This window comes from Pseudomonas sp. B10, assembly GCF_900156235.1.
In the GTDB taxonomy this organism is placed as follows: domain Bacteria; phylum Pseudomonadota; class Gammaproteobacteria; order Pseudomonadales; family Pseudomonadaceae; genus Aquipseudomonas; species Aquipseudomonas siliginis.
Map to the genome: position 1 here is coordinate 685,546 of NZ_LT707063.1, position 25,326 is coordinate 710,871.

At 58.0% G+C, this 25,326-nt stretch carries 21 protein-coding genes, 3 tRNA genes and 4 pseudogenes; 20 read left to right on the forward strand and 8 right to left on the reverse strand.

The window, feature by feature from the left end:
* The first annotated feature begins 73 nt into the window (after positions 1 to 73).
* Positions 74 to 1,000, forward strand: a complete 927-nt coding sequence (locus BXA01_RS03030) for a universal stress protein (protein ID WP_076563176.1) — start codon at positions 74 to 76, stop codon at positions 998 to 1,000.
* Between the two features lie 783 nt (positions 1,001 to 1,783).
* Here the strand turns inward: BXA01_RS03030 and BXA01_RS03035 are convergent.
* Positions 1,784 to 2,148: pseudogene (locus tag BXA01_RS03035) on the reverse strand (phage tail protein).
* 454 nt (positions 2,149 to 2,602) lie between these two features.
* On the opposite strand from BXA01_RS03035, the gene BXA01_RS03045 reads away from it, so the two are divergent.
* From BXA01_RS03045 to BXA01_RS03075, 7 genes and pseudogenes are all read left to right on the forward strand, one after another.
* Positions 2,603 to 3,325: an XRE family transcriptional regulator gene (locus BXA01_RS03045; protein ID WP_076563177.1), complete on the forward strand. Its 723-nt coding sequence runs from the start codon at positions 2,603 to 2,605 to the stop codon at positions 3,323 to 3,325.
* A gap of 16 nt (positions 3,326 to 3,341) precedes the next feature.
* Positions 3,342 to 3,923, forward strand: a complete 582-nt coding sequence (locus BXA01_RS27195; protein WP_076563178.1) for a hypothetical protein — start codon at positions 3,342 to 3,344, stop codon at positions 3,921 to 3,923.
* Positions 3,924 to 4,526: 603 nt separating this feature from the next.
* Positions 4,527 to 4,964: pseudogene (gene gacA, locus BXA01_RS03055) on the forward strand (response regulator transcription factor GacA); the annotation flags it as partial.
* Positions 4,965 to 4,966: 2 nt separating this feature from the next.
* Positions 4,967 to 6,790 (forward strand): excinuclease ABC subunit UvrC, encoded by a 1,824-nt coding sequence (gene uvrC / locus BXA01_RS03060; RefSeq protein ID WP_076563179.1) that lies wholly within the window; start codon positions 4,967 to 4,969, stop codon positions 6,788 to 6,790.
* Between the two features lie 32 nt (positions 6,791 to 6,822).
* On the forward strand, positions 6,823 to 7,383 hold the full coding sequence (pgsA, locus tag BXA01_RS03065; protein WP_016774513.1) for a CDP-diacylglycerol--glycerol-3-phosphate 3-phosphatidyltransferase: 561 nt from the start codon (positions 6,823 to 6,825) through the stop codon (positions 7,381 to 7,383).
* A 60-nt stretch (positions 7,384 to 7,443) separates the two neighbouring features.
* Positions 7,444 to 7,519: transfer RNA gene (locus BXA01_RS03070), tRNA-Gly, on the forward strand.
* A 46-nt stretch (positions 7,520 to 7,565) separates the two neighbouring features.
* Positions 7,566 to 7,639: transfer RNA gene (locus tag BXA01_RS03075), tRNA-Cys, on the forward strand.
* Between the two features lie 86 nt (positions 7,640 to 7,725).
* Here the strand turns inward: BXA01_RS03075 and BXA01_RS03080 are convergent.
* Positions 7,726 to 8,259 (reverse strand): GAF domain-containing protein, encoded by a 534-nt coding sequence (locus tag BXA01_RS03080; protein WP_164488345.1) that lies wholly within the window; start codon positions 8,257 to 8,259, stop codon positions 7,726 to 7,728.
* A 490-nt stretch (positions 8,260 to 8,749) separates the two neighbouring features.
* Between BXA01_RS03080 and BXA01_RS03085 the strand changes: the two genes are divergently transcribed.
* Positions 8,750 to 8,836, forward strand: a tRNA-Leu gene (locus tag BXA01_RS03085).
* 82 nt (positions 8,837 to 8,918) lie between these two features.
* Here BXA01_RS03085 and BXA01_RS27460 read toward each other — a convergent pair.
* Both BXA01_RS27460 and BXA01_RS27230 read right to left on the reverse strand, forming a co-directional pair.
* Positions 8,919 to 9,065: pseudogene (locus tag BXA01_RS27460) on the reverse strand (integrase); the annotation flags it as partial.
* A 31-nt stretch (positions 9,066 to 9,096) separates the two neighbouring features.
* On the reverse strand, positions 9,097 to 9,702 hold the full coding sequence (locus tag BXA01_RS27230) for a hypothetical protein (protein ID WP_231991010.1): 606 nt from the start codon (positions 9,700 to 9,702) through the stop codon (positions 9,097 to 9,099).
* A gap of 131 nt (positions 9,703 to 9,833) precedes the next feature.
* On the opposite strand from BXA01_RS27230, the gene BXA01_RS03100 reads away from it, so the two are divergent.
* Positions 9,834 to 10,184, forward strand: coding sequence for a hypothetical protein (locus BXA01_RS03100; RefSeq protein WP_041478739.1), 351 nt, complete (start codon positions 9,834 to 9,836; stop codon positions 10,182 to 10,184).
* Between the two features lie 216 nt (positions 10,185 to 10,400).
* Here the strand turns inward: BXA01_RS03100 and BXA01_RS03105 are convergent.
* The 3 genes and pseudogenes from BXA01_RS03105 to BXA01_RS26900 all read right to left on the reverse strand — a co-directional run.
* Positions 10,401 to 10,631 (reverse strand): annotated as a pseudogene (locus BXA01_RS03105) (response regulator); the annotation flags it as partial.
* A 127-nt stretch (positions 10,632 to 10,758) separates the two neighbouring features.
* On the reverse strand, positions 10,759 to 11,202 hold the full coding sequence (locus BXA01_RS03110; RefSeq protein WP_076563180.1) for a GNAT family N-acetyltransferase: 444 nt from the start codon (positions 11,200 to 11,202) through the stop codon (positions 10,759 to 10,761).
* Entirely contained in the window at positions 11,203 to 11,493 is a 291-nt protein-coding gene (locus BXA01_RS26900) for a hypothetical protein (protein WP_157115950.1), read from the reverse strand.
* Between the two features lie 314 nt (positions 11,494 to 11,807).
* Here BXA01_RS26900 and BXA01_RS03115 point away from each other — a divergent pair, with 314 nt between their 5' ends.
* Positions 11,808 to 12,881, forward strand: coding sequence for a 3-deoxy-7-phosphoheptulonate synthase (locus BXA01_RS03115; protein WP_076563181.1), 1,074 nt, complete (start codon positions 11,808 to 11,810; stop codon positions 12,879 to 12,881).
* Positions 12,882 to 12,934: 53 nt separating this feature from the next.
* Here the strand turns inward: BXA01_RS03115 and BXA01_RS03120 are convergent, their stop codons facing one another.
* Positions 12,935 to 14,014, reverse strand: a complete 1,080-nt coding sequence (locus tag BXA01_RS03120; protein WP_076563182.1) for a hypothetical protein — start codon at positions 14,012 to 14,014, stop codon at positions 12,935 to 12,937.
* 334 nt (positions 14,015 to 14,348) lie between these two features.
* Between BXA01_RS03120 and BXA01_RS03125 the strand changes: the two genes are divergently transcribed.
* The 9 genes from BXA01_RS03125 to hbdH all read left to right on the forward strand — a co-directional run bounded on the left by BXA01_RS03125 (position 14,349) and on the right by hbdH (position 25,259).
* Positions 14,349 to 15,218, forward strand: a complete 870-nt coding sequence (locus BXA01_RS03125) for an esterase/lipase family protein (protein WP_076567631.1) — start codon at positions 14,349 to 14,351, stop codon at positions 15,216 to 15,218.
* A gap of 95 nt (positions 15,219 to 15,313) precedes the next feature.
* Positions 15,314 to 15,595, forward strand: a complete 282-nt coding sequence (locus tag BXA01_RS03130) for a peptidylprolyl isomerase (RefSeq protein WP_041478733.1) — start codon at positions 15,314 to 15,316, stop codon at positions 15,593 to 15,595.
* 131 nt (positions 15,596 to 15,726) lie between these two features.
* A complete protein-coding gene (locus tag BXA01_RS03135; RefSeq protein ID WP_076563183.1) occupies positions 15,727 to 17,595 on the forward strand; it encodes an extracellular solute-binding protein in 1,869 nt (622 codons plus the stop codon).
* A complete protein-coding gene (locus tag BXA01_RS03140; protein WP_039758569.1) occupies positions 17,595 to 18,656 on the forward strand; it encodes a microcin C ABC transporter permease YejB in 1,062 nt (353 codons plus the stop codon). The genes BXA01_RS03135 and BXA01_RS03140 overlap by 1 nt, the downstream gene beginning before the upstream one ends.
* Positions 18,656 to 19,678 (forward strand): ABC transporter permease, encoded by a 1,023-nt coding sequence (locus tag BXA01_RS03145; protein ID WP_041478730.1) that lies wholly within the window; start codon positions 18,656 to 18,658, stop codon positions 19,676 to 19,678. Before BXA01_RS03140 ends, BXA01_RS03145 begins: the two co-directional genes overlap by 1 nt.
* A gap of 9 nt (positions 19,679 to 19,687) precedes the next feature.
* Positions 19,688 to 21,262: an ABC transporter ATP-binding protein gene (locus BXA01_RS03150; protein ID WP_076563184.1), complete on the forward strand. Its 1,575-nt coding sequence runs from the start codon at positions 19,688 to 19,690 to the stop codon at positions 21,260 to 21,262.
* Positions 21,263 to 21,394: 132 nt separating this feature from the next.
* On the forward strand, positions 21,395 to 22,810 hold the full coding sequence (locus tag BXA01_RS03155; protein WP_076563185.1) for a sigma-54 interaction domain-containing protein: 1,416 nt from the start codon (positions 21,395 to 21,397) through the stop codon (positions 22,808 to 22,810).
* Positions 22,811 to 23,086: 276 nt separating this feature from the next.
* Positions 23,087 to 24,478: a GntP family permease gene (locus BXA01_RS03160; protein ID WP_016774505.1), complete on the forward strand. Its 1,392-nt coding sequence runs from the start codon at positions 23,087 to 23,089 to the stop codon at positions 24,476 to 24,478.
* 7 nt (positions 24,479 to 24,485) lie between these two features.
* Positions 24,486 to 25,259 carry a 3-hydroxybutyrate dehydrogenase gene (gene hbdH / locus BXA01_RS03165; RefSeq protein ID WP_076563186.1) on the forward strand — a complete coding sequence of 258 codons (774 nt, stop codon included), beginning with the start codon at positions 24,486 to 24,488 and terminating at the stop codon, positions 25,257 to 25,259.
* The last annotated feature ends 67 nt before the right edge of the window (positions 25,260 to 25,326 follow it).

The following is a 25,326-nucleotide window of genomic DNA, read 5'->3' on the forward strand; positions in this document are numbered from 1 at the left end:
GGCGCATGCCCACTACTCACTTTTTCCAGGCATGCAGCGCAATGCCTGGGTGACTACCCTCGGGAGTTCTGTCATGTCTGAGCAATCGCGTTTCATGCTGGTCGTGTCGCCGCTGATGAAAAACAGTCCGGCGTTCGACCGCGCCGCCTCCCTGGCCAAAGCGTCGGATGCCGCACTGCATATTGTCGCGTTTGATTACCTAGAGGGCCTGGCGACCGCAGGAATGGTCAACGAGCAAGCCCTGGAGCAGATGCGCCTGGGCTATGTCGAACGCCATCATCAATGGCTCGAAGACCAGGCCCGGCCGCTGCGCAAGATCGGAGTGACCGTCACCACCGAGGTCGTCTGGGTGGACAATCCTTTGAAGGAGATCCTGATCCATTTGAAGGAACAGCCGATGGCCGCCCTTATCAAGGCTCTGGAGCACGAATCACTTCTGTCGCGACTGATGTTCACCCCGCTGGACATCCATCTGTTGCGCGAATGCCCGGTGCCGCTGCATTTTGTCAGCCACGCTCAAAACGCTCTGCCACGCCGAATCGTCGCGGCGGTCGACCCTTTCCATCGTGAGGGCCAATACCAGGGCCTCAACGACCGCATCCTGCGCGAAGCAGCAAGACTGGCCAGTGTCTGCAATGGCAGCCTGGACGTGATTTATGCCCATGACCTGTCATCGATCAGCGCTGCCGAATTCGGCTTCAATAACGCGTCCGCGATCTTTTCTTCCAGCGCAGCCAAGAAACTGTTCGACGCCCAAGGCGAAGCTTTCCAGGCGCTGGCTGCACGCAACAACATTCCGGCAGAAAACCAGCACATGATTGTGGGCGATCCCGCCAAGGTGCTTTCCAGCTATGCCGATGCTTACGACATCGATGTGATCGTAATGGGCCGTGTCACCCACCGAGGAATCGGCCGACTGGTTGGCAGTACGGTCGAGCATCTGTTGTACAAAATGCCTTGTAGTGTGTGGGTGGTGGCGCCGGAAACGCTTAGTCGCTGATGGATGCAGTCGACGCTGAAGAAAGGAGTGGATCTCCAGGCACCAGACGGCGACGGAATGGCCAGTCAGGAGCGTGGAAAACATTTCCACGGCACAAAAAATAAGGGCTTGCATGACATATGTCATGCAAGCCCTTGATATTTATGGTGCCCGAAGCCGGAATCGAACCGGCACGCCCTTACGAGCGGGGGATTTTAAGCCCCGCGCCAGAATCAAGCGCCTTGATAGGCGCGATTTTGGTGACTCCGTCTAATGGAGGCGTAATTCCCTTCGTTCTCACAATGGTTACTTTGCTCTGCACGATCACCGTCTGGCTGGGATCATATCAAGGCGGATACTTATTCCCAGAGTGGAAAATCAGAAATATCTTGGCATATGTCGGCGCGCGATCTTTCGCAATATATCTTGTTCACAACCCGTCATTTTGGCTGACCAGAGAAATCTGGTCGCGAATTGAAGGGGTAGGATTCGAGTTCAACTCTCATTACAACATTAGATTTTGCGTAACCGCTATTATCCTAATCGCAGTCTTCGCTGAGCTGAACTACCGACTTATCGAAACGCCACTCCGGAAGCGAGACATTGAGAAGTCCAAAAGATATCCAGCTTCCAAAGCCGGCACTCGGGAGCCTGTACTTGCTTAGTCCGTGAACGGTGTCCCTTAAGGGGCGTCGGCGAGTACGCCGGCGCTCCGCAGGACCAGCATAAACTTCATCTGATTAATGAGCAGCGTTTATTAACGCACCCAAATTCACTCATTTCGTGTATCGGCATTCGATCCGTTCAGAGCTCATTCGACTCACTCAGCAGCGGCGCAGCAATGATTTCCGGGATGGGCGGTTCGATCGGCCATATCGGCGCCTGATACTAGGTCGGCTGACAGTGACCTTGCCCAGTGCAAACTTATAGCTCTTCCACGCTTTCAGGTTCAACGTCAGTGCGGCCTGCTCGGCCTCGTCTTCTGCCGCGGCTTCACCGATATCAATGCCGAAATTGATCGTATCGATGCGGTCTTGAATTCGCGAGATCTGGGCAATCGCCTGTGCATTTCGTGAGGCGAGCAGTCCCTTCGCGGCTGCCAATTCAGCGGCCTGAATGGCGGCGTCCTTCATGGCCTTGGTAATCAGTTGAGTCCAGTCGATGTTCATGCTTGTTCTCCAGGCTCTGGCAGAGGCATGGGTAGGGGAATCGGGCCGTCACGCACATCCTCAAGCGGCGACGGGAATGCCTGCTCTGGGCTGTAATTGATCGGGAGCGGAAGGATCAGAGTAAGCTCAAGCTCCCCGTCGACGCGGCTGACAGCGCCTGCAAACCATGACGATTTGATCGCGGCACTAGGCAACGTGTCGCCTTCGCCCACGTTTTAAAATTGAAGACTTCACCATTCACGGTAGAACATCACCAACACGCACGACCTCAAGACTGGCATCCATTCTGCTGGGTGATAGCTTTATGCGCATCAGAACCACCTCCCGATGTGCGTTCTGTTCCATAGCGTCCTCGTTAAACTGGTAATTACAACGCACAGTTACAGGTTTTAAATCGAAACTACAATTTATAATTGCAGTTCTAGCTACAAGTTCGAGTTGTATTCTCGCTGCCATGACTATTACCTCCTCCCGAATCGCTGCGGCCCGCGAGGCTGCTGGGCTAAATCAGTCCGAGCTGGCGCGAAAGCTCGATGTGAGCCCGCAATCCGTCCAAGCCTGGGAATCCGGGCGAACTGTCCCGAGAAACCCGAAGATCAAAATGCTGAGCGACGTGCTTGGAGTTTCAGTCGCCTATCTGATGGGCGAGGCTGGCCCGCTCGAAAGTCAGAGCCGCACTGCCGACACTTCATTGGGCTCAATCGAAACGTGGGGTGACGAGACGCCACTTGGCGACGACGAGGTCTACGTCCCCTTCCTCAAGGAAGTCGAACTGGCGGCGGGCACTGGGCGATTCGCGATAGAAGAAAGCGACAGTGCAAGGCTTCGCTTCTTCAAGAAGGATTTACGCAACAACGGCGTTCAATTCAGCAATGCCAAGTGCGTGACGGTGAGCGGCAACAGCATGATGCCGGTGCTTCGGGATGGCGCCACCGTGGGCGTCAACATGGGCAAAAACTCGCTCGGCGATATCGTCGATGGCGAGATGTATGCGGTGAACCATAAGGGTCAGCTTCGTGTGAAGCAGGTTTACCGGACTCCGACGGGCATCAAGCTTCGCAGCTTCAACCACGACGAACATCCGGACGAGAACTACACCTTCGAGCAGATCCAGGAGCAGCAGATAGCGATTCTTGGACATGTTTTTTGGTGGGCGATGTACTCCCGCGCGAATTGAATTCAGAGGCTTCAACATGGAAGAAGCGGTAAAAGCCTGCCCCTATTGCGCAGAAACGATCAAAGCCGAGGCCATCAAGTGTAAGCACTGCGGTGCTGATGTTCCTTCGCAGGCAGTGGAGGGTGGTGTTTGCCACTCGCGGCCCGACGAGAAACCTCTTCTGAAAATTTTAGGCACTCACTGGACAGTGATTCTGTGTGCCTTCCTGGTTTGCGTGACCCTTTGTGCATTCGTCTACCGCGAGACCTCCGCTAGCTCAGCGGTTCCTGTTCAGCAAAAATCTGTCGCCTATAAGCTGAAGGCGAAAGATCTAATTCATCTCGACATAGAGGCTTTCGGCTGCATCACTCCTGACGATTTTGATCGAGCTTATTCCAGCTACACACATGGCGATTATGCGTTGAGCGCTGTTATGGTCACGCGCGGATTATGCTTTGAGCAGATGGATATCAGTCAAAATACCTCGTGGACGGTTGTACAAATGCGCGATGACCGAATGGAGATCGAACTGAAGAGCGGGGCCGAGTATTCGAAAGCGCCCGGCCTAAGCCGATCTACTTACTGGACACATACCCGATGGGCCTCTCGCGCAAAATAATCTAGTGCCCTACAAAGCCCGCCAAGCGCGGGCTTTTTTACGCCTGCAGGAAATCCTCCCATGCATAACTGCAAAAATAATTACAACTCACGCCTGCACATTACAATTTTTGTTGTAGCCTGCCTCAACGCCAAAGCAATCCGGCGCCAGGGTCGACAGACCCGCCGCTCTTTAAAAACCCGCGCCATGAACCACTACCCGGCCAGTCCGGTTAGGTCACTCCCGGCTCCATCGGTGGGAGGTCAGTAAACCGATGAACAAAACGGCACTTGCCTCTACCGGCGACCGGCGATCCGACAGGCCCGAAAGCCTACCCACGCGCAGCCCACTGCGACGGCGGACGAGGTGTTGACCGAACTGAGTGAATGACCTGGTAAGCGGGTGCGGAGAAACACGGGATTTTTCAGCGATGCACCTGGTGACGGGGGCATTGGGAAAACAACCGAGGGCAAGACAATGAACAAAATCATCCACATCACCCTGCGCGGAGAGCGGCAGGTCTTCGCCGATGCCGACTTGAACGCCTTCATCCGATAGGCGAACAGGCTCAACGCTGAACGTGGACTCACCAGCGGCGTGCGCGTAGTTGAGTGCGAAGACGGCCATCTGCGCAGCCACCCGGATATCAAAGTGGTTGCCGTTACGGTGTGCGAAGAAGACCCTTTCCCGACGCGTTTGCTGCAGGCCGGGGCGGCCGGTTACCTGACCAAGGGCGCGGGTCTGCCGGAAATGGTTCAGGCCATTCGTCTGGTCTTCGCCGGGCAGCGTTACATCAGTCCGCAGATCGCTCAGCAGTTGGCGATCAAATCATTCCAGCCAACCAATGATTCGCCGTTCGATGCCTTGTCGGAGCGGGAAATCCAGATTGCGTTGATGATTGTCGGCTGCCAGAAGGTCCAGATCATTTCCGACAAGTTGTGCCTGTCACCGAAAACCGTGAATACCTACCGCTACCGCATTTTCGAAAAGCTTTCGATCAGCAGCGACGTCGAGTTGACACTGCTCGCGGTGCGTCACGGCATGGTGGATGCCAGCGCCTGACCATGACCGAGACATTTGATTCCAGTGCTTTCCTGTCAACCGTCAGCGGTCGGCCCGGCGTCTATCGCATGTTCGACAGCGAAGCGCGCCTGCTCTATGTCGGCAAAGCGAAAAATCTGAAGAAACGTCTGGCGAGCTACTTTCGCAAGACCGGGCTGGCGCCGAAGACGGCTGCACTGGTCGGCCGTATCGCTCAGGTCGAGACGACCATCACCGCCAACGAAACCGAAGCGCTGCTGCTGGAACAGACGCTGATCAAGGAGTGGCGTCCGCCGTACAACATCCTGCTGCGCGACGATAAATCCTATCCGTATGTGTTTCTCTCCGACGGGCAATTTCCGCGTTTGAGCATTCATCGCGGGGCAAAAAAGGCCAAGGGCAAGTATTTCGGCCCATATCCGAGTGCCGGTGCCATACGCGAAAGCCTGAGCATCCTGCAAAAAACCTTTTTCGTTCGCCAGTGCGAAGACAGCTATTACAGGAACCGTACCCGTCCGTGCCTGCAATACCAGATCAAACGCTGCAAGGCGCCGTGCGTGGGGTTGGTCGAGCCTGACGTCTACGCCGAAGACGTGCGCCACTCGGTGATGTTCCTCGAAGGTCGCAGCCATGCGCTGACCAACGAGCTGTCCACCGCGATGGAAGAGGCAGCGATCAATCTCGAATTCGAACGCGCGGCCGAATTGCGCGACCAGATCGCTTTGCTGCGCCGGGTACAGGACCAGCAGAGCATGGAAGGCGGAACCGGCGATATCGACGTTATTGCCGCATTCGTCAACCCCGGCGGCGCCTGTGTCCACCTGATCAGCGTGCGCGGCGGGCGAGTGCTGGGTAGCAAGAATTTCTTCCCGCAGGTCGGCATCGAGGAAGATGTTTCCGAAGTCATGGCGGCGTTTCTCGGCCAGTACTACATCAGCAGCCCCGAGCGGGATTTGCCGAGCGAACTGATCGTCAACGTGGTTCATGAAGATTTTCCAGCGCTGATCGAAGGGATTCATACCTTGCGCGGCCGCGAATTGGCCATCAGTCACCGGGTGCGCGGTACCCGTGCGCGCTGGCAGCAACTGGCAGTGACCAACGCTGAGCAAGCCTTGGGCGCGCGTCTGGCCAACCGTCAGCACACCGCCGCGCGATTCGACGCGCTGGCCGAAGTGCTGAATCTGGATGAGCCGCCGCAACGTTTGGAATGCTACGACATCAGTCATTCCAGCGGCGAAGCGACGGTTGCCTCCTGCGTGGTGTTCGGGCCGGAAGGTGCGATCAAGTCGGATTACCGCCGCTACAACATCGAAGGCGTCACCGCCGGCGACGATTACGCGGCCATGCACCAGGCGTTGACCCGCCGGTTCAGCAAACTCAAGGACGGCGAGGGCAAGTTGCCGGACATCCTGCTGGTCGACGGTGGCAAGGGCCAATTGTCGATGGCCCGTGATGTGCTGAACGAACTGGCGGTGCCGGATCTGATTCTTTTGGGCGTGGCCAAGGGCGCCACGCGCAAGGCCGGTTTCGAAACGTTGTATCTGAATGATGCAGCGCACGAGTTCACCTTGCGCGGCGATTCGCCCGCGTTGCACCTGATTCAGCAGATCCGCGATGAGGCGCACCGCTTCGCAATCACGGGCCATCGCGCCCGTCGCGGCAAGACCCGCCGAACCTCAACGCTGGAAGGCGTGGCAGGTGTAGGGCCGACCCGCCGCCGTGACCTGTTGAAACATTTTGGTGGATTGCAGGAGCTGTCTCGTGCAAGCATCGAAGAGATCGCCAAAGCCCCGGGGATCAGTAAAAAGCTCGCTGAGTCGATTTATGCGAACCTGCATAGTGAGTAGAATGCCCCTTCACCTCGTAGCCAGTTGTGCCGATGAATATCCCTAATCTGATTACCGTTCTACGCGTCCTGCTCATCCCGATCTTTATTTTGCTGTTCTATCTGCCCTACGAATGGAGTTACATGGCCTCCGCTTCGGTGTTCGCCTTCGCGGCCGCAACGGACTGGCTCGATGGTTATCTGGCGCGCCGACTGGAGCAAAGCACACCGTTCGGGGCCTTCCTCGATCCGGTCGCCGACAAGCTGATGGTCGCTGTTGCCCTGGTCTTGCTGGTGCAGGAGCACGGCAATCTCTGGCTGACGCTGCCCGCAGCGGTCATCATCGGTCGCGAGATTGTGATTTCGGCACTGCGCGAATGGATGGCCGAACTCGGCGCACGAGCGCAGGTGGCCGTTTCTAATCTCGGCAAATGGAAAACCGCTGCGCAGATGCTCGCGCTGGTAATTCTGCTGGCTCATCCAAAGGCATTCAGCTTCTGGGTCGTGCTCGGTTATACGCTGCTGATCGTCTCGGCAGGGCTGACCCTGTGGTCGATGGTTCAATACCTTCGCGCCGCCTGGCCGCACCTGAAGACCGATGTCGAAAAGAAATAAAAGTTTTTTGAATCAAGGGGTTGACGGGGCTTCTTAATTCTATAGAATGCGCCACACCAAGCGGGAATAGCTCAGTTGGTAGAGCACGACCTTGCCAAGGTCGGGGTCGCGAGTTCGAGTCTCGTTTCCCGCTCCAATTTGTACAGTGTTTGTTGTTGCGCTACTGACAGCAAATACTTTGAGGCCGAGTAGCAAAATGGTTATGCAGTGGATTGCAAATCCACCTACGCCGGTTCGATTCCGACCTCGGCCTCCACTATCAAAAGCCCCGTAGATCAATGATCTACGGGGTTTTTTGTTGCTTGTGGAAAAAGTGTGGTTTTCCGCATCGTTTGTGTAGGGTCACTCAGTCAGACACGCTCCGGTCTTGATATGGCTGGCGCCTTCCACTGTCAGATTCGAGAAAAAGATGCAGCCAATAAGGCGTGCGAATAACGTCAGTGTGTCCGCAAGATCCGGGTTATCAAACAGAACGGCCCTTGAATCCAGAGCACAGAGGGCACCCCAGAGTCTTCCGTCCGGCAGGAAAACAGGCGCGCCTGCGTAGCTTTCAATCGAATATTGCTTCACCACAGGACGTGACGACAGTCGTCCATCCTTGCTGATTTGTGGAAGGAAGAGGGCTTGAGGATTTCGTCGAAACTCACTGCAGAGCGTAGTTTCCAGATCCAGCGTATCGCCTACGTTTATTCCCAGTTCAATCGGATCGTATGCCGAACAGACGATCCATTCCGTTTCCGTGAATTTTGCGATTCCGGCAAAGCGTGTACCGGTCAGACGGGTGACAAGCTGCAGGATATTGGTGGTCGCTTCGATCTCGGCGATCGCCGAGCGCTCCTCTTGGCTTAAAGACGCTTTTAGAACGGTGTCACTCATTTGCATGGAATCAAATCTCCTGATTGCTTGTACATCCCTGAGCTCTGCTCTGGTGACGTTCTGTGCGGCGTGATCGTGGTTGAAGGGGGGCGTGCTGATACCCTTTGATTATTGACTTCGGCGCCAACCTTTAGCGTAGACATCCCGTCCAGAATTGGGTTGCCTGCTCATAATCTCAATCGATGAAACATCTGTCACCCGTGCAGCTAAGGTGATGGTGAGCATCTGAATCTTTTGAGTTTATCGCCCCAATTTCCAGTCTGGTTGCTGCGATTTGCCACTAACCTCGGCCTCTACTTCAAGCAAACTCCGTAGCTACCTGATTTCTGAGGCTTTTTGATTTTCCGCGGTCAGCGATATTTAGTTCTCAAATCGCGCACTCCAAACTTGCTTCACCGGGACGTGATGTATATATTCCCCGCTCGGCTTTTCAAGCGGACATCCTGTCAGGATCCAACCGCAAGGCTGAACAGAGCAACACCGCGCTACCGCCCGAATGGCGAAACTGGTAGACGCATGGGACTTAAAATCCCCCGCTCGTAAGGGCGTGCCGGTTCGATTCCGGCTTCGGGCACCATCTTAAATCAAGGGTTTGCGGGCGAAAGCTGATGCAAACCCTTGTTTGTTTCTGGTCCGCTATTTTGAACTTGGTCCGCAATTCACTTGGTAGGCATGACCTTTTTGCCTTTTCGATTGCGGATGTACTGCTCGGTCATAACCACCGTCGTATGCCCAAGTTGATCTCTGGCTTGCAAGATATCGCCACTGGATTCAGCCTTATGGTCAGTACCAATGGAAGCCAGAAGAAGAGGGTGCAGCCGATTGCGCACTTGGTGATCATGGCGACAGCTCCAATTCTGCTGGCGCTGTTGCGGCCAGGGTTTGGACGGCCAAGGCGTACACGTCCGGGGGCTGCTTGTCGAAGGCCGGCAGATGTTCAGTTTCGATCCAGGTACCGCGCACGGCGCCCTTTGCCAGCCATGCCGGTTTGCTTCCCGGTGCCTGCGTCCACGCGCTGACGCCGATGCCGTGGCTGGCGATCTGATTGGCGGTGATGAAGCCTTGGCGCCGGAGCTGGGCCAGCACCTTCAACGCTGACTCTTTCCACGGTGTCAGGCGCACAGGGGATGGCACGCCAGCCGGCACCTGGCAGCGCTCAGGCGGGTTCCAGTCGAACATGTACCAGTCGTAGAAAGGTTTGTGCCCGCTTACCTCCAGCAGAGAATGGTCGAGGCTGAAGGTCAGGCAGTTGCCTTGTCGGGTCCAGCTCTGTCTCGGCACCATCACTCTGACGCCGAGGTGTTCCAGCATCTTCACGATGCCTTTGCTGGCATCGGTGATTTTGCTCACGATCACCAGCCGATAATCTGGGCCGGCGCGCCCGTAAAGGTCGTCGCCGCGACAGGGCAGGATCTGGTCGGCAACTTTGGCGTTCAACTGCATCTTGGCCTCGACGCCGAGGGGAGTGCATTCGGGTGGTGTCGGGGGAGGATGACTAAATCGCTAAAGGAACCAGCGAGCTTGGCCGATACGTCTTGGCATCAATGCCAAATAATTGAGATCTGGAGATCTGAATGTTTCTGAGTAAAGTTCGCAGTGCGACAGCCATCGCGGTGATTGCCCTCGCTTATGCTGTCCCAGCTTCGGCTACCACCGACGTTGTCGCAGACCACAACACTGCGGTTATGGCTGTCGCATCCACCCAGGCGTGCGCAAAGAAACATCCAGAAGCAGGTATCACTCTAGAAAAATTCCTGACGGAGCAGAAAGAGGGCATGACTGACGAGATGGCGAAACACATCCGTGATGTTGCTACAAATCCTCGGTACGAAATGGAAGTGAAGCAGTCGACTGAATTTTTCAATTCCAAAGGCGGCCAGGATTTGCTGGAAAGCCTCTGCGGTGGATTGATTACTGCTAAGTAATTGCCTCGCTTTCTTACTTTGCTGAGAGCGATGCCTGATGCATGTCGGCGGTTACAGGCCGCTGTCTTTCCGCATCGGGGTTTGATCTGGCCGGGGCTCAACCGGCATTCGGCGGAAGGGGTAACCCTGAAGGCGACCGGTTGGCACATCCGCTGCCCGAGACTTAGCCTCAGATCACACCCCGATGCGCTCTCATAGAGAGGATCGGGCAGCAGCCTTGCAATCAGCCGCCGTCATTAGATGTTTTCGTGTGGCTTCGAGGCCGCCGATGCCGGGCATCTTGACGTCCATGAGCACAACGTCAGGCTTCAACTCACGGGCTTTGATCAGGGACTCTTCACCTGACTCGGCCTGACCCACCACCTGCAGGCCATCGATATCGGCCAGCATCCGTGTAATGCCTGTGCGAACGAGATCATGGTCGTCGACCACTAGCACCCTAATCAAGCAGACACCTCGCGATATGGTCTTATTGGGATGCCGGACACCTTAGCAAAAAGTGCCAGACAGACCTAGCGGAAAGCCGCATTTAAAAAGTTTCAATTCATCATTCAGGGCTTGCCGGCTGTGGGTTTCAGAGCACAGCTGTACTCAAATCGAGCTGCATCCTGAGGAAACACTCATCCCTGCCCACGATGCGCAGTCCTTTGCGTGCATACAGTTCTTGCGCCCGGTTATTGTCAAACACTGTCAGTCGCAGTGCCGGTCGTCTTGCCTGACGAGCCATTTCGGTAACTTGACCAATGGCCCAGGAACCGGCGCCCTGCCCTTGCCAGGGATGATCAATCTGCAATTCACGTATGTACAGCGCTCGCGCATCCTCGCTCAGACTGAAAAAGCCGATCAGCAGTTCACCCTGGAGGATCATCCGGTTGTCACGATATTGCCAGCCCGTGTCGAACGCTTCGTCCTGCCACAACAGATCGTGGTCAATGTAATAGCGCAGCATGTTGCGACAGGTCAGATCCCGCGCAAAAGCAAGATCATCATGGGTGGCATGCCGGATTCGGTAACTCATTCAGCTTTCTCCATAATGGCAAAAATGCCCTTCACCTGCATGAGTTGCCAGTGATAGTCGTTTTGAGCGGCGGGCAATAGCATTTTCTGATTGCTGATGCGTATCAGCGTCGAGTAAGCTCGGCGCATTCAACGGAGACAGCACATGTTCAACACCCTTCCACAGTCTTGCACCACCAGCGCCCTGCGCTCGGTTGCGGCTGCCCGGGTGAATCACACTTGCGCTGCAGACAATTTTTATTTTGGGTATTGGTTTAGCCACTGGCGCGCCTGATACCCAAACGGCGCCCATGATAACGGGTCGCCTACCAGAGATTTCTCAACCCCCGGTCGGCCTCCCGACCGGGGGTTTTGTTTTTTCAGGCCCATCACTTTCAGCGACACACCACATTTCGAGGATTACACCATGAACTACGCCACTTATTACCGTTACGACAGCTTTAGCGCCTGGCGATTTACCAGCCTCCGCTCGGGACAGCCTGCCGCCTCCGATCGGTCACCCACAGGTGGCAAACACACATGCCTAGCCAGTACGGCCATTTGTCGAACACCCCAGTAGGGCCGATTGCGCGGGAAAGACCCGCCATCCGCCCAGGAAGACCGAACATGAACTCTTCAGTTTCCGCTTTGCCGCTGTCCACAATCGATTCTGCCAACGAAGCGCTGACCCTGCGCCTGCCCAGCTCGTTGCAGCTCAAACAGCAATTACCGCTCAGTCATTCCCTGCATCAGCAGGTCAATGCCCATCGCCAGGCGGTGCGCGCCATCCTCGACGGTGAAGACCCGCGCCTGCTGGTCATCGTTGGCCCCTGCTCTATCCATGATCCGCAGTCGGCAATTGAATACGCCAGCAAACTCGCTCGCCTGGCCGAAGATGTCAGCAGTGAAATGCTGCTGGTCATGCGCGCCTACGTCGAAAAGCCGCGTACGACGGTCGGCTGGAAAGGCCTGGCCTACGATCCGCATCTGGACGGTACTGACGACATGGCTACCGGCCTGACGCTGTCGCGCGAACTGATGCTGGAAATGATCCAGCTCGGACTACCGGTCGCTACCGAACTCCTGCAACCCATGGCCGCCAACTACTTTGATGACCTGCTGAGCTGGGTGGCCATTGGTGCCCGCACCACCGAATCGCAAATCCACCGCGAAATGGCCAGCGGCCTGAACATGCCGGTGGGCTTCAAGAACGGCACCGACGGCGGCGCCGCCGTTGCTGTCGACGCCATGCGCTCGGCAGCCCATCCGCATCGGCACTTCGGCGTGGACAGCCAAGGGCATCCGGCGATCGTGCAGACAGCCGGCAACGCTGACACCCACATTGTGCTGCGCGGTGGCCATCAAGGGCCGAACTACGATGCAACCAGCGTGGCCAACATCAGCGCCGAGCTCAGCCGACTGAAGATCCCCAGCCGGATCATGGTCGATTGCAGCCATGCCAACAGCGGCAAGGATCCACTGCGCCAGCCAGCCGTCTTCAACGGGGTGCTTGAACAACGCCTGCGTGGCAACCACTCGCTGATCGGCGCGATGCTGGAATCTCATCTGTTCGACGGCTGCCAGCCGCTGAGCACCTCTCTACGCTACGGCGTATCGATCACTGATGGCTGCCTCGGCTTCAGCGCAACGGAACAATTGCTGACCGACGCTGCTACGCGCCTGGCACAAGCCAAAGCCTGATCGCAGATTGCCCTCCCGCTCCATCATGAGCGCGGAGGGCTCATCGCCCCGGTCTAGGCCACGACGCTGATCCGCCTCACGGCAGATTGCTGACTGATGTCGTCCAGACGTTCGATGGTGTAGGCAATCTCCACCGTCGTGCCGTGGTGCTCGCGCCAGAACCGATGGGGGACAATGAAACTCACCGGTTGCCCGGCCGTCTCCCGAGTGATTTCAAGATCATCGCGATGACTGAAAAAATCACCATCGCACTTGAGATAGACCAACTCGTCTTCCTGCACCAGCGGGTCTTCAATCAGAATGGAAACCCCCTCTATCGAGTCCTTCACCGACAGCACATCATCGATCGCCCCAACAATATCTGGCGCGGCCAGTTCAGCACGCACTGCCGGCCCAATGAAAATCGTCGCAGGCTCCGACGCTCGGATCGTTCCACAGCATTGTTCAACACGGTAGGCGACTACCACCTCGCCACCACGATGCGCCTCGATGTAGCTGCCCGGCACCCAGAACGACAGACTTTGCGCGACGGCGTAGGCCTCGACTTTCAACGAGTCGGTGAATATTTCGGGCGAAGCATCTCCATGCCACGACAGCATGATCCGGTCGCCCACTGACATCCGAGCGTAAGGCTGCAAGGTCACCAGGGTGCCTTCGGCCACTCGCGACGGCTCCAGCGCTCCGTTTACAACGCCGTCTATCTGCGGCGCCAACAGATGCGGTCCAACATCCCCGACAGACAGTTGCAGGCGAGCAGATTCTACTGCCTTGGGTGCGGACGCACTTTGAAGTGCCCAGTAAACCTCAAGCGAACCCCCGTCCAGTGCAGCGACATGCATCGCCTTGATGACGAAGATGACGTCTTTGCCAACCTGGGCCTGGCTGATGAATCGAACGCTCTCGTATTGATAGGCAAAGCCTTCGATATCCAGCCCCTCCCAGTACAGCACCAACTGATCGCCGCAGCTCATGTTGGCATAAGGGAAAATGCGAACGACGGCCTTGGCCAGCGAAGGATCCAACACGCTCCCTTGGAGCCCGTCAATCGTTGGCGCGACCAGAGGTTCGATAGACGCTTCGGCAACCATCGGCTGGCGCATCCGCCAGCAAAACTCGATTTCATGGCTATTCATTTTCGCTTCCACTCCCTGGAAAACGTGCCGCCCCGAATGACGACACTGACATCTACATTGAGGACCTCTTTGAATGTTCTGGATGTCAGCCGAATCCACCGCGACAACGGCGTAACCGCTACTTGCAAAGTAGGCAACAGCAGAGGCCACGCGGTTACGCCGACAAACGACCCACTGAACTTCCGATTCGGATTTCACAGCTCTCCGAAATTTCGTACGCCCCGTAGTCCATTTTCAAACGCAACGTGAAGCCTCTTCGTACTTCTTCAACGAGATGAGTGTTTTAGAGTGGCCCGGTGATTTCCCGATGAACTTCTACGAAAAAGGTAAGAACATGCAACGGAATGCTACAACTCGTTATCCCATCCTGTTGGTCCACGGTCTGTTCGGGTTCGAGCATATCGGTCATTTCGAGCTGTTCCATGACGTCAAGTCCGCGCTGAAAACAGCCGGATGTCGATTGTTTGTTCCACACCTTTCGGCCACCCACGACAATGAAATGAGGGGCGAGCAACTGCTGTCACAGATTGCTTGCGTGCTGCGAGGCACAGGCGCGAAGAAAGTCAACCTCATAGGACACAGTCAGGGCGCACTCGCTGCGCGCTATGCCGCGGCGCTTGCGCCAGACGTCGTCGCTTCGGTCACCTCCGTCAGTGGCCCGAACCATGGCTCGGAGCTCGCCGACTTCCTGCGCAGGGCACTGATTCCAGGCAAGCTTCCCGAAGCCGTCGCACAGAACGTGGCGACACAATTTGCCGACTTGCTGTCGCTACTGAGCGGCAGCGTGACATTGCCGCAGAATGCGTTAGCCGCACTCAACGCATTGACCACGGTCGGCGTCGGTCAATTCAATGACAAATTTCCCCAAGGGCTGCCGCAAACCTGGGGCGGGCAAGGTCCTGAGCAAGTCAACGGCGTGCGCTACTACTCGTGGAGCGGGGTTGTTGCGCAATCCAGGCTGCCAGCGCTGGATCCGGTTCACGCAACCTGCCGGGTCCTGTCGCAATATTTCACCACCGAACCTCAACAGAATGACGGTTTCGTCGGACGCTTCAGTAGCCATCTCGGCCAAGTGATCCGCTCCGATTACCCAATGGATCATTTGGCCAGCCTGCGGCGGAGCGTGGGCACAAAAGCGCCCTCGCCGGATCCGATCGACCTGTACGTCGAACATGCCCAGCGTCTGCAAGCGGCGGATCTATGAATCGGGCAAGGAACGCAGAATGGAACTTTGCCGAGAATTCGCCGACTGATTCCGGTACGCTCCACCTTTTATTGAAACAGTTCGGAGAATTCCCCATGGCCAAAGCCACTGCCCGCCACATCCTGGTTTCCAGCGAAGACAAGTGCAACGAACTCAAGGCTCAGATCGAAGCCGGCGCCGATTTTGCTGAAGTCGCCAAAGCCAACTCCACCTGCCCGTCCAGCCGTCAGGGCGGCGATCTGGGCTCGTTCGGTCCAGGCCAGATGGTCAAGGAATTCGACACCGTGGTATTCAGCGCGCCGATCAACGTCGTGCAAGGCCCGGTGAAGACCCAGTTCGGTTATCACCTGTTGGAAGTCACCAGCCGTCAGGACTGATTCGTCGTCCGATTGCTGACAACGGCCCGCCTTCTGGTGGGCCGTTGCGTTTCAGTTACACATACGGCTGGCGAGTGGCGCGTGGCTCGCGTACAACTTGCGCTTATCGATTTTGCGTTCCAAGGCTGACGATGCGACTGGTTTTTCCCACACTGATGCTCACCGCCCTCGCCTTTCTCATTGGCGCCGCTGGCGTGAACGCTGCCCCGCAACACGCACTGACCGTTTACGGCGAACCGGCCAAATACCCCGCCGGTTTCAGCCATTTCGACTACACCAATCCGCAAGCGCCGAAGGGCGGGACGATGCGGCGCTCGGCCATCGAGATCGGCCACTTCGACCATTTGCTGCCTTATATAGACAAAGGCATCGGCGTGACGCAGATCGACGGCCTGCTGTATTCGCCGCTGGCCCAGCGCTCGCTCGACGAGCCTTACACCGTCTACGGTCTGGTCGCGCAGAAGATGGAACGTTCGGACGACGGTCTTTCGCTACGTTTCTTCATCAACCCGAAGGCGCGCTTTGCCGATGGCAAACCGATTACCGCCGAAGACGTGCGCTACACCTACAACCTGCTGATGACCCAGGGCAGCCTGCGTTATCGCACCCAGTTCGCCGACGTCAAAGGCGTCGAAATCGAGGCACCGCTGACCGTGCGCTTCGACTTCAAAAGCAACGAAAACCGAACTTTGCCGCTGGACATCGCAACCTTGCCGGTATTCCCCGAACACTGGTGGAAGAGCCGCGATTTCGCCAGCGGGGGTGGTTATGAACCGCCGCTGGGCAGCGGGCCGTATCGGGTTGGCAAGGTCGATTCCGGGCGCAGCATCACGTTCGAACGCAATGGCGACTGGTGGGGCAAGGACCTGCCGGTCAGTCGCGGCCTTTACAACTTCGACCATTTCAGTATCGAATATTTCGGCGATACCGATGTCGCCCGCCAGGTGCTGCGTGGTGGCGCCTACGACTACAACCGCGAGTTTTCCGCGACCGGCTACTCGATCGGCTACGACAGTCCCGCCCTCAGCGATGGCCGTTTGCAGAAGGCCCACCTGGCCACTGAAGCGCCGCAGTCGGCGCAGGGTTTCGTGTTCAACCTGCAAAAGCCGATGTTCGAGGACCGCCGCGTGCGCCAGGCTCTGGCGATGCTCTGGGATTTCGAGTGGAGCAACCGGCAGATGATGCGCAACGTCTATATCCGCCAGCAGAGCTACTTCTCCAACACCGACCTCGCCGCCCGGCAGTTGCCCGATGCGAAAGAGTTGGAAATTCTTGAACCGCTGCGCGGTCAGGTGCCTGAGGAAGTGTTCAGCAAAGTCTTCGAGGCGCCGAAGACCGACGGCAGCGGCATCATCCGTGACAAGCAGTTGCAAGCCCTGCAGCTGCTCGAGCAGGCCGGCTGGAAACCGGATGGCGATCAACTGGTCAACGGCGCCGGCGAGCCGCTGAGCTTCACTTTTCTGGTCAGCCAGAACGGCATGGACCGCCTGCTGTTGCCATACAAGCGCACGCTGAAGCAGATCGGCATCGAGCTCAATATCCGCCGCATCGACGCCTCGCAATACGTCAATCGCCTGATGAGTCGCGACTACGACATGATCGTCACCGGCTACCCCGTTACTACTTCTCCGGGCGGCGAGTTGCTCAACTACTTCGGCTCGGCAGCGGCCAACGATCCGGGCGCGAACAATTACATGGTGCTGAAAAATCCGGCAGTCGACACTTTGATCAACGGCCTGATCCGCGCCTCTACTCAGTCGGACATGCTGCATTACGCCCATGCGCTGGACCGGGTGCTGCAATGGAACTACTACTGGATTCCCAACTATTACCCGCCGGGCACTTCGACCGTGTGGTGGAACCGCTTCGGCATTCCCACGGTGCAGGCGAGCAATGACGAAGCCATCGAGAGCTGGTGGGAAATCAGCCGAACGCCGCTGACCAATCAGCAAATGACTGCCGAGAAAATCAGTCGCGGCAGACCCGGAGGGCCGCACTGATGTGGGGTTACATACTGCGGCGCCTGCTGCTGATCATTCCGACGCTGGTGATCATCCTGCTGGTCAATTTCGTCATCATTCAAGCCGCGCCCGGCGGGCCGGTGGAACAAGCCATCGCCCACCTGCAAGGCATTGGCGGCGCCAGTGTCGGCGGCGGTGCCAGCGAGACCTCAAGCAACGCTTCGCGCGCCAGCCGTGGCCTCGACCCGCAACTGATCAAGGACATCGAAAAGCAGTACGGCTTCGACAAACCGGCCCACGAGCGTCTGTGGCTGATGCTGAAGAATTACGCGCAACTGGACTTCGGCAAGAGCTTTTTCCGTGGCGCGACAGTCACCGACCTGATTCTGGAAAAGATGCCGGTGACCATTTCGCTCGGGCTGTGGGCGACGCTGATCACCTATCTCGTGTCGATACCGCTGGGCATCCGCAAGGCTGTGCACCACGGCAGCCATTTCGATATCTGGAGCAGCACGGCGATCATCATCGGTTACGCCATGCCGGCGTTTCTGTTCGCGATGTTCCTGATCGTCGTATTCGCCGGCGGCACTTCGCTCAACTGGTTTCCGGTGCGCGGGCTGGTGTCGGACAACTTCGAATCGCTGTCGACACTGGGCAAGATCGCCGATTACTTCTGGCATCTGGTGCTGCCGGTCACGGCGCTGGTGATCGGTGGATTCGCGACGCTGACGATCCTTACAAAAAACTCGTTCCTCAATGAAATCACCCGACAGTACGTAGTAACCGCCCGTGCCAAAGGCTTGAGCGAACGCCGCGTGCTGTACGGACACGTGTTTCGCAACGCCATGCTGTTGGTGGTCTCGGGGATACCTCAGGCGTTCATCAGTGTGTTCTTCGCCGGCTCACTGCTGATCGAAGTGATCTTCTCCCTCGATGGCCTTGGGCGCATGAGTTATGAAGCAGCGGTATCGCGGGATTATCCGGTGGTGTTCGGTTCACTGTTCATCTTCACCCTGTTCGGCCTGCTGATAAAACTGATCGGCGACCTCTGCTACACCCTGGTCGACCCGCGTATCGACTTCGCCGCGAGGAATGCCTGATGTTCAAGCTCTCGCCTTTGGGTCGTCGCCGTTTCGAACGTTTCAAGAAAAACCGTCGTGGCTGGTGGTCGCTGTGGCTGTTCATCGGCCTGTTCATCCTGACGCTGGGTGGCGAGTTGATCGCCAACGACAAACCGTTGATGGTCAGTTATCAGGGCCAGTGGTACTTCCCGGTGTTCAAGCGCCACACCGAACAGGAGTTCGGCGGGCAACTGCCGTTTCAGGCCGATTACCGCAGCGAGTACGTGCAGAATCTGATTCGCAAGGACGGCGGCTGGTTGCTGTTCCCGCCGATTCCGTTCAGCGATGACACGCCCAACTATGACCTGAACAAACCGGCGCCGAGCCCACCAACTTCGGTGAACTGGCTGGGCACCGACGATCAGGCGCGGGATGTGCTGGCGCGGGTCATCTTTGGTGCTCGGGTGTCGATTCTGTTTGCCTTGATGCTGACCTTTGTCAGCGCGCTGATCGGTATCGCCGCCGGCGCGTTGCAGGGCTATTACGGCGGCTGGGTCGATCTACTTGGTCAGCGCGTGCTGGAAGTCTGGTCGGGGCTGCCGGTGTTGTATCTGCTGATCATCCTTTCCGGGTTCGTCGAGCCGAATTTCTGGTGGCTGCTGGGGATCATGGCGCTGTTTTCCTGGTTGGCGCTGGTGGACGTGGTGCGCGCCGAGTTCCTGCGCGGGCGCAATCTGGAATACGTCAAAGCCGCACGCGCCCTGGGCCTGACTGACCGCAAGGTGATCTTCCGGCACATCCTGCCCAACGCAATGAACGCGACGCTCAGCTACCTGCCGTTCATTCTGACCGGGGCGATTTCGACGTTGACCGCGCTGGATTTCCTCGGCTTCGGCATGCCGGCCGGCAGCGCTTCGCTGGGTGAACTGATCGGTCAGGGCAAGCAGAACCTGCAAGCACCGTGGCTCGGGTTGACCGCGTTCTTTACCCTGGCGCTGATCCTCTCCTTGCTGGTATTCATCGGCGAAGCGTTACGTGACGCTTTTGACCCTCGATCCTGAAGCGTGACCATGACTGAAAACCTGATTGAAATACGCAACCTCAATGTCGCCTTCCATGGTCAGACTGTGGTGCGTGACCTGTGCCTGGATATCCGCCCCGGTGAGTGCCTGGCGCTGGTCGGCGAATCGGGCTCGGGGAAATCGGTGACCGCGCATTCGATCCTGCAACTGCTGCCTGAGAGTGAGGCGCAAACCCGTGGCAGCATCCGCTATCGCGGGCAGGAGTTGCTCGGTGCTGATCCGAAGGTCTTGCGAGAACTGCGCGGCAATCGCATCGCCATGATCTTTCAGGAGCCGATGACTTCGCTCAATCCGCTGCACACCATCGAAAAGCAGATCGGCGAGACCCTGTTGCTGCACCGCGGCCTCGGCGGCAAGCAAGCGCAGCAGCGCATTCTCGAATTGCTCGGACTGGTCGGCATTCAAAAGCCCAAGGAACGCCTGAAAGCTTATCCGCATCAACTCTCTGGCGGGCAACGGCAACGGGTGATGATCGCCATGGCCCTGGCCTGCGAACCGGAGTTGTTGATTGCCGACGAGCCGACCACGGCGCTGGATGTCACCGTGCAACGCAAGATTCTCTTGCTGCTCAAGTCCCTGCAACAGCGGCTCGGCATGTCACTGTTGCTGATCAGCCATGACCTCAATCTGGTGCGCAGCATCGCGCAGCGGGTGTGCGTGATGAAGGCTGGCGAGATCGTCGAGCAGGCACCCTGCGAAACCCTGTTCACCGAACCCAAACACCCTTACAGCTGCGTGCTGTTGAACGCTGAGCCGGAAGGTGAAGCCCTGCCCCGTGACGAACGTGAAAATGTACTGGAAGTCGCTGACCTGCGCGTCGATTTCCAGGTCGGCGGCGGATTGTTCAGGCGCAAGCAGTATCTGCGCGCTGTCGATGGCATCAGCCTGAATATCCAGCGCGGCAAGACCTTGGGCATTGTTGGCGAGTCCGGTTCGGGCAAGTCGACGCTGGGTCAGGCGATCCTGCGCTTGCTGGATTCCGAGGGCAGCATTCGCTTTCAGGGCGAAGCGCTGGACGGCCTCAATCAAAAGCAGCTGCGGCCGTGGCGGCGGCAGATGCAGGTGGTGTTTCAGGACCCGTTTGGCAGCCTGAGCCCGCGCATGTCGGTGGCACAGATCATCAGCGAAGGCCTCGAAGTGCATTGCGAGTCGACGGCCAATGAGTGCGATGAGCAAGTGATTCGCGTGCTCAGGGAAGTTGGCCTCGACCCCGAGAGCCGCCACCGTTATCCCCATGAGTTTTCCGGTGGCCAGCGCCAACGCATCGCCATTGCCCGGGCTCTGGTGCTGAAACCGGCGCTGATTTTGCTTGACGAACCGACCTCTGCGCTCGACCGCACCGTGCAGAAACAAGTGGTCGCCCTGCTCCGTGATCTGCAGGAGAAATACGGTTTGACCTACCTGTTCATCAGTCATGATCTGGCGGTGGTGCGCGCGTTGGCGCATGACATGATCGTGATCAAGGACGGTCAGGTGGTCGAGCGTGGTGCAAGCCATGACGTGTTCGACAACCCGCAGCATCCGTATACCAAAGAGCTGTTGGCGGCGGCGCATCCGGGGTAGTTTTTTTCTGTTAATCCGCGGCGCGGCATTCGCGAGCAGGCTCGCTCCCACATTTGGAATGCAGGCCCCTGTGGGAGCGAGCCTGCTCGCGAAGGGATCGGTACCGGCAACAAACAATCAGGACCAGCCTCCATGAACACCACCGAAAGCCTCAAGGACTACCAACGAGTCCGCACTCTGGCGATCCGTTCGCTGTTCGAGATCATCGAGCAATCCAGTGAGGGCACGGTGATTGTCGATCGCGATGCGAACATCGTCTGGATGAACGAACGCTATGCCCGGCGCTTTGGTCTCGAATCGGCGGCAGGCGCTATCGGCAAGCCTTGCGAAAGCGTGATCCCCGGCAGCCTGCTGCGCGAGGTGGTGCGCACCGGTCGGCCAATTCTGCTGGACATGCAGGACACGCCCAAGGAACCGCTGGTGGTGATGCGCCTGCCGATCCACGACGACGCTGGCAGCGTGATCGGCGCCATCGGTTTCGCTCTGTTCGACGAGTTGCGCACGCTGTCGCCGATGCTCAAGCGTTACCTGAGCATGCAGGAGGAACTGGCCTCGACCCGCTCGCTGCTGCGTGCGCGGCAGACCAAATACAACTTCGCCCATTTCATCGGTACCAGCGCTGCCAGCCTTGAAGTCAAACGACGTGCGCGACGAAGCGCCAGCGCTGATTCGCCCGTGTTGCTGCTGGGAGAAACCGGCACCGGCAAGGAGTTGCTTGCCCAAGCGATTCACAGCGCCTCGCCACGCGCGCACAAAGCCTTCGTCAGCATCAACAGCGCGGCAATTCCCGAGGCGCTGCTGGAAGCCGAGTTCTTTGGCACGGCCCCCGGCGCCTTTACCGGCGCTGACCGCAAGGGCCGCACCGGTAAATTACAAATCGCTCAGGGTGGCACGCTGTTTCTCGATGAGATCGGCGATATGCCGCTACCGCTGCAAAGCAAACTGCTGCGCGTGTTGCAGGAAAAGGAGTTCGAGCCGGTCGGCTCCAATGAAGTGATTCAGAGCGATGTGCGGGTAATTGCCGCGACGTCGACGGATTTGCAGGCGGCGATCAAGCGCGGCGAATTTCGCGCCGATTTGTACTACCGCCTCAATGTCCTGCCGATCCAGGTGCCGCCGCTGCGTGAACGTCTCGACGATTTGCCGGCGCTGAGCGAGGCGATTCTCGAAGAGCTGCGCAGCCAGCATGAACTGCACCGCGACGCGCTGGCGTTGCTCGGCCAGCATGCCTGGCCAGGCAACATCCGTGAGTTGCGTAATGTGCTGGAGCGGGCGGCGTTGCTCAGTGATGATCTGATGTTGACGGAGCAGGATATTCGCGGGGCGATTGGCACCTTTACTCCGGTTGAGCGGACGGCGGAGCCGAGCATGCAAGTCTCCGCTGGGGAGACATTTGCACAGGCGCGGGCGCGGTTTGATCGGCATTTGATCGAGTCGACCCTGGCCCAATGCGCGGGGAATGTACCGGAGGCTGCGGTTCGGCTGGGGCTGGGGCGGTCGACGCTGTACAAGAAAATGGCTGCGCTGGGGATCGCAGAGTCTACATAAAGAGATATCGAGTCTCTGCATGAAGACAAAACAAAAGCTTCGCGAGCAGGCTCGCTCCCACATGGAAATCCATGTCAAATGTGGGAGCGTGCCTGCTCGCGAAGGCGCCGACCCATTCAAAGAAAATCTCAATAAAGAGACAAAAACAGCTCCCAGAACGCGACTCTGATCTAATTTCCTTATATTTCAACCAGTTAGAAGATTGGCACAAATCTCGCTAACCCACTCTCCGCACCCGTTCCACCCACAAAAATAACAATCCTGGAGAGACACACCATGAGTGTGATCATTGCCTTGGCAGCCCTGACGCTGCTGATGCTCGCCGCTTACCGTGGCTACAGCGTCATCCTCTTCGCTCCGATCGCCGCTCTCGGCGCGGTGCTGCTGACCGATCCGTCCGCCGTTGCCCCCGCGTTCACCGGGGTGTTCATGGACAAGATGGTCGGTTTCATCAAGCTCTACTTCCCGGTATTCCTGCTCGGCGCGGTGTTCGGCAAGCTGATCGAACTGTCCGGTTTCTCACGCTCGATCGTGGCCGCTGCGATTCGCCTGCTCGGTACCAAACAAGCGATGCTGGTGATCGTGCTGGTCTGTGCCCTGCTGACTTACGGCGGCGTGTCGTTGTTCGTTGTGGTCTTCGCCGTTTATCCGTTTGCAGCGGAGATGTTCCGTCAGAGCAATATCCCCAAGCGTTTGATCCCGGCGACCATTGCCCTCGGTGCATTCTCGTTCACCATGGATGCCCTGCCCGGCACGCCGCAAATCCAGAACATCATCCCCAGCACCTTCTTCAACACCACCGCTTGGGCGGCGCCTTGGCTGGGGGTGATCGGCACGATTTTCGTGTTCTGCGCCGGCATGCTGTTTTTGCAGCGCCAACGCAACAAGGCGCAACGTGCCGGCGAAGGCTACGGCACTGAACTGCGCAACGAACCGGAAACTGCCGAAGACCTGAAACTGCCCAACCCGTGGATTGCCCTGTCGCCATTGCTGGCCGTGGGCATCATGAACCTGCTGTTCACCCAATGGATTCCGCAGTGGTACGGCAAGACCCACAGCCTCGCACTGCCGGGCATGGCCGCACCGGTCACCACCGAAATCGCCAAGCTCACGGCGATCTGGGCGGTGCAGGCGGCGTTGCTTGTCGGCATCCTCATGGTGCTGGCGTTCGGCTTCAAGGCGATTAAAAGCAAGCTCGCCGAAGGCAGCAAAAGCGCAGTCAGCGGTGCGTTGCTCGCGGCCATGAACACAGCGTCTGAATACGGCTTTGGTGCGGTAATCGCTTCGCTGCCGGGCTTTTTGGTGCTGGCCGACTGGCTCAAGCAGATTCCCAATCCGTTGGTCAACGAAGCGATCACCGTAACGCTGCTGGCCGGTATCACCGGTTCGGCCTCGGGCGGCATGAGCATTGCGCTGGCGGCGATGTCCGAGCAGTTCATCAGCGCGGCGCACGCGGCGAATATCCCGCTGGAAGTGCTGCACCGCGTGGCCGCGATGGCCAGCGGCGGCATGGACACCCTGCCGCACAACGGCGCGGTGATCACCCTGCTGGCGGTGACCGGATTGACCCACCGCGAAGCCTATAAAGACATTTTCTGTATTACGCTGATCAAGACCCTCGCGGTTTTCGTGGTGATCGGCACTTTCTACGCTACTGGCATTGTGTGAGGTATTCATGACCACTCTTTCCGGCAAGACAGCTTTGGTGACCGGCTCCACCAGCGGCATCGGCCTGGGCATCGCGCTGACTCTCGCGAAGGCCGGCGCCAACCTGATCCTCAATGGCTTCGGCGACGCCTCGAAGATGATCGCCGAAGTCGCTCAGTTCGGCGGCAAGGTCGGCCATCATCCCGCCGATGTCAGCGACCCGGCGCAGATTGCCGACATGGTCGCCTACGCCGAGCGCGAGTTTGGCGGCGTCGACATTCTGGTCAACAACGCCGGCATTCAGCACGTTGCGGCGGTAGAAGAGTTTCCGGTTGAGCGCTGGGATTCGATCATTGCGATCAACCTGTCATCGGTGTTCCACAGCACCCGTTTGAGTCTGCCGGGCATGCGCCGCAAGAACTGGGGGCGCATTATCAATATTGCCTCGGTGCATGGTCAGGTCGGCTCCACCGGCAAAGCCGCGTACGTTGCCGCCAAGCATGGCGTGATCGGCCTGACCAAAGTGGTCGGGCTGGAAACCGCGACCAGCAATGTCACCTGCAATGCGATCTGTCCGGGCTGGGTGTTGACGCCGCTGGTGCAGAAGCAGATCGACGATCGCGCGGCCAAGGGTGTCGATCCGCAGCAGGCGCAGCATGATCTGCTGGCGGAAAAACAGCCCTCGCTGGAGTTTGTCACACCGCAGCATCTGGGTGAGTTGGTGCTGTTCTTGTGCAGCGAAGCCGGCAGCCAGGTGCGCGGCGCGGCGTGGAATATTGATGGTGGCTGGCTGGCGCAATAATCCGCGTCGCCCCCATGTAGGAGTGAGCCTGCTCGCGATAACGGACGGCCACTCACCGTTGAAGTCG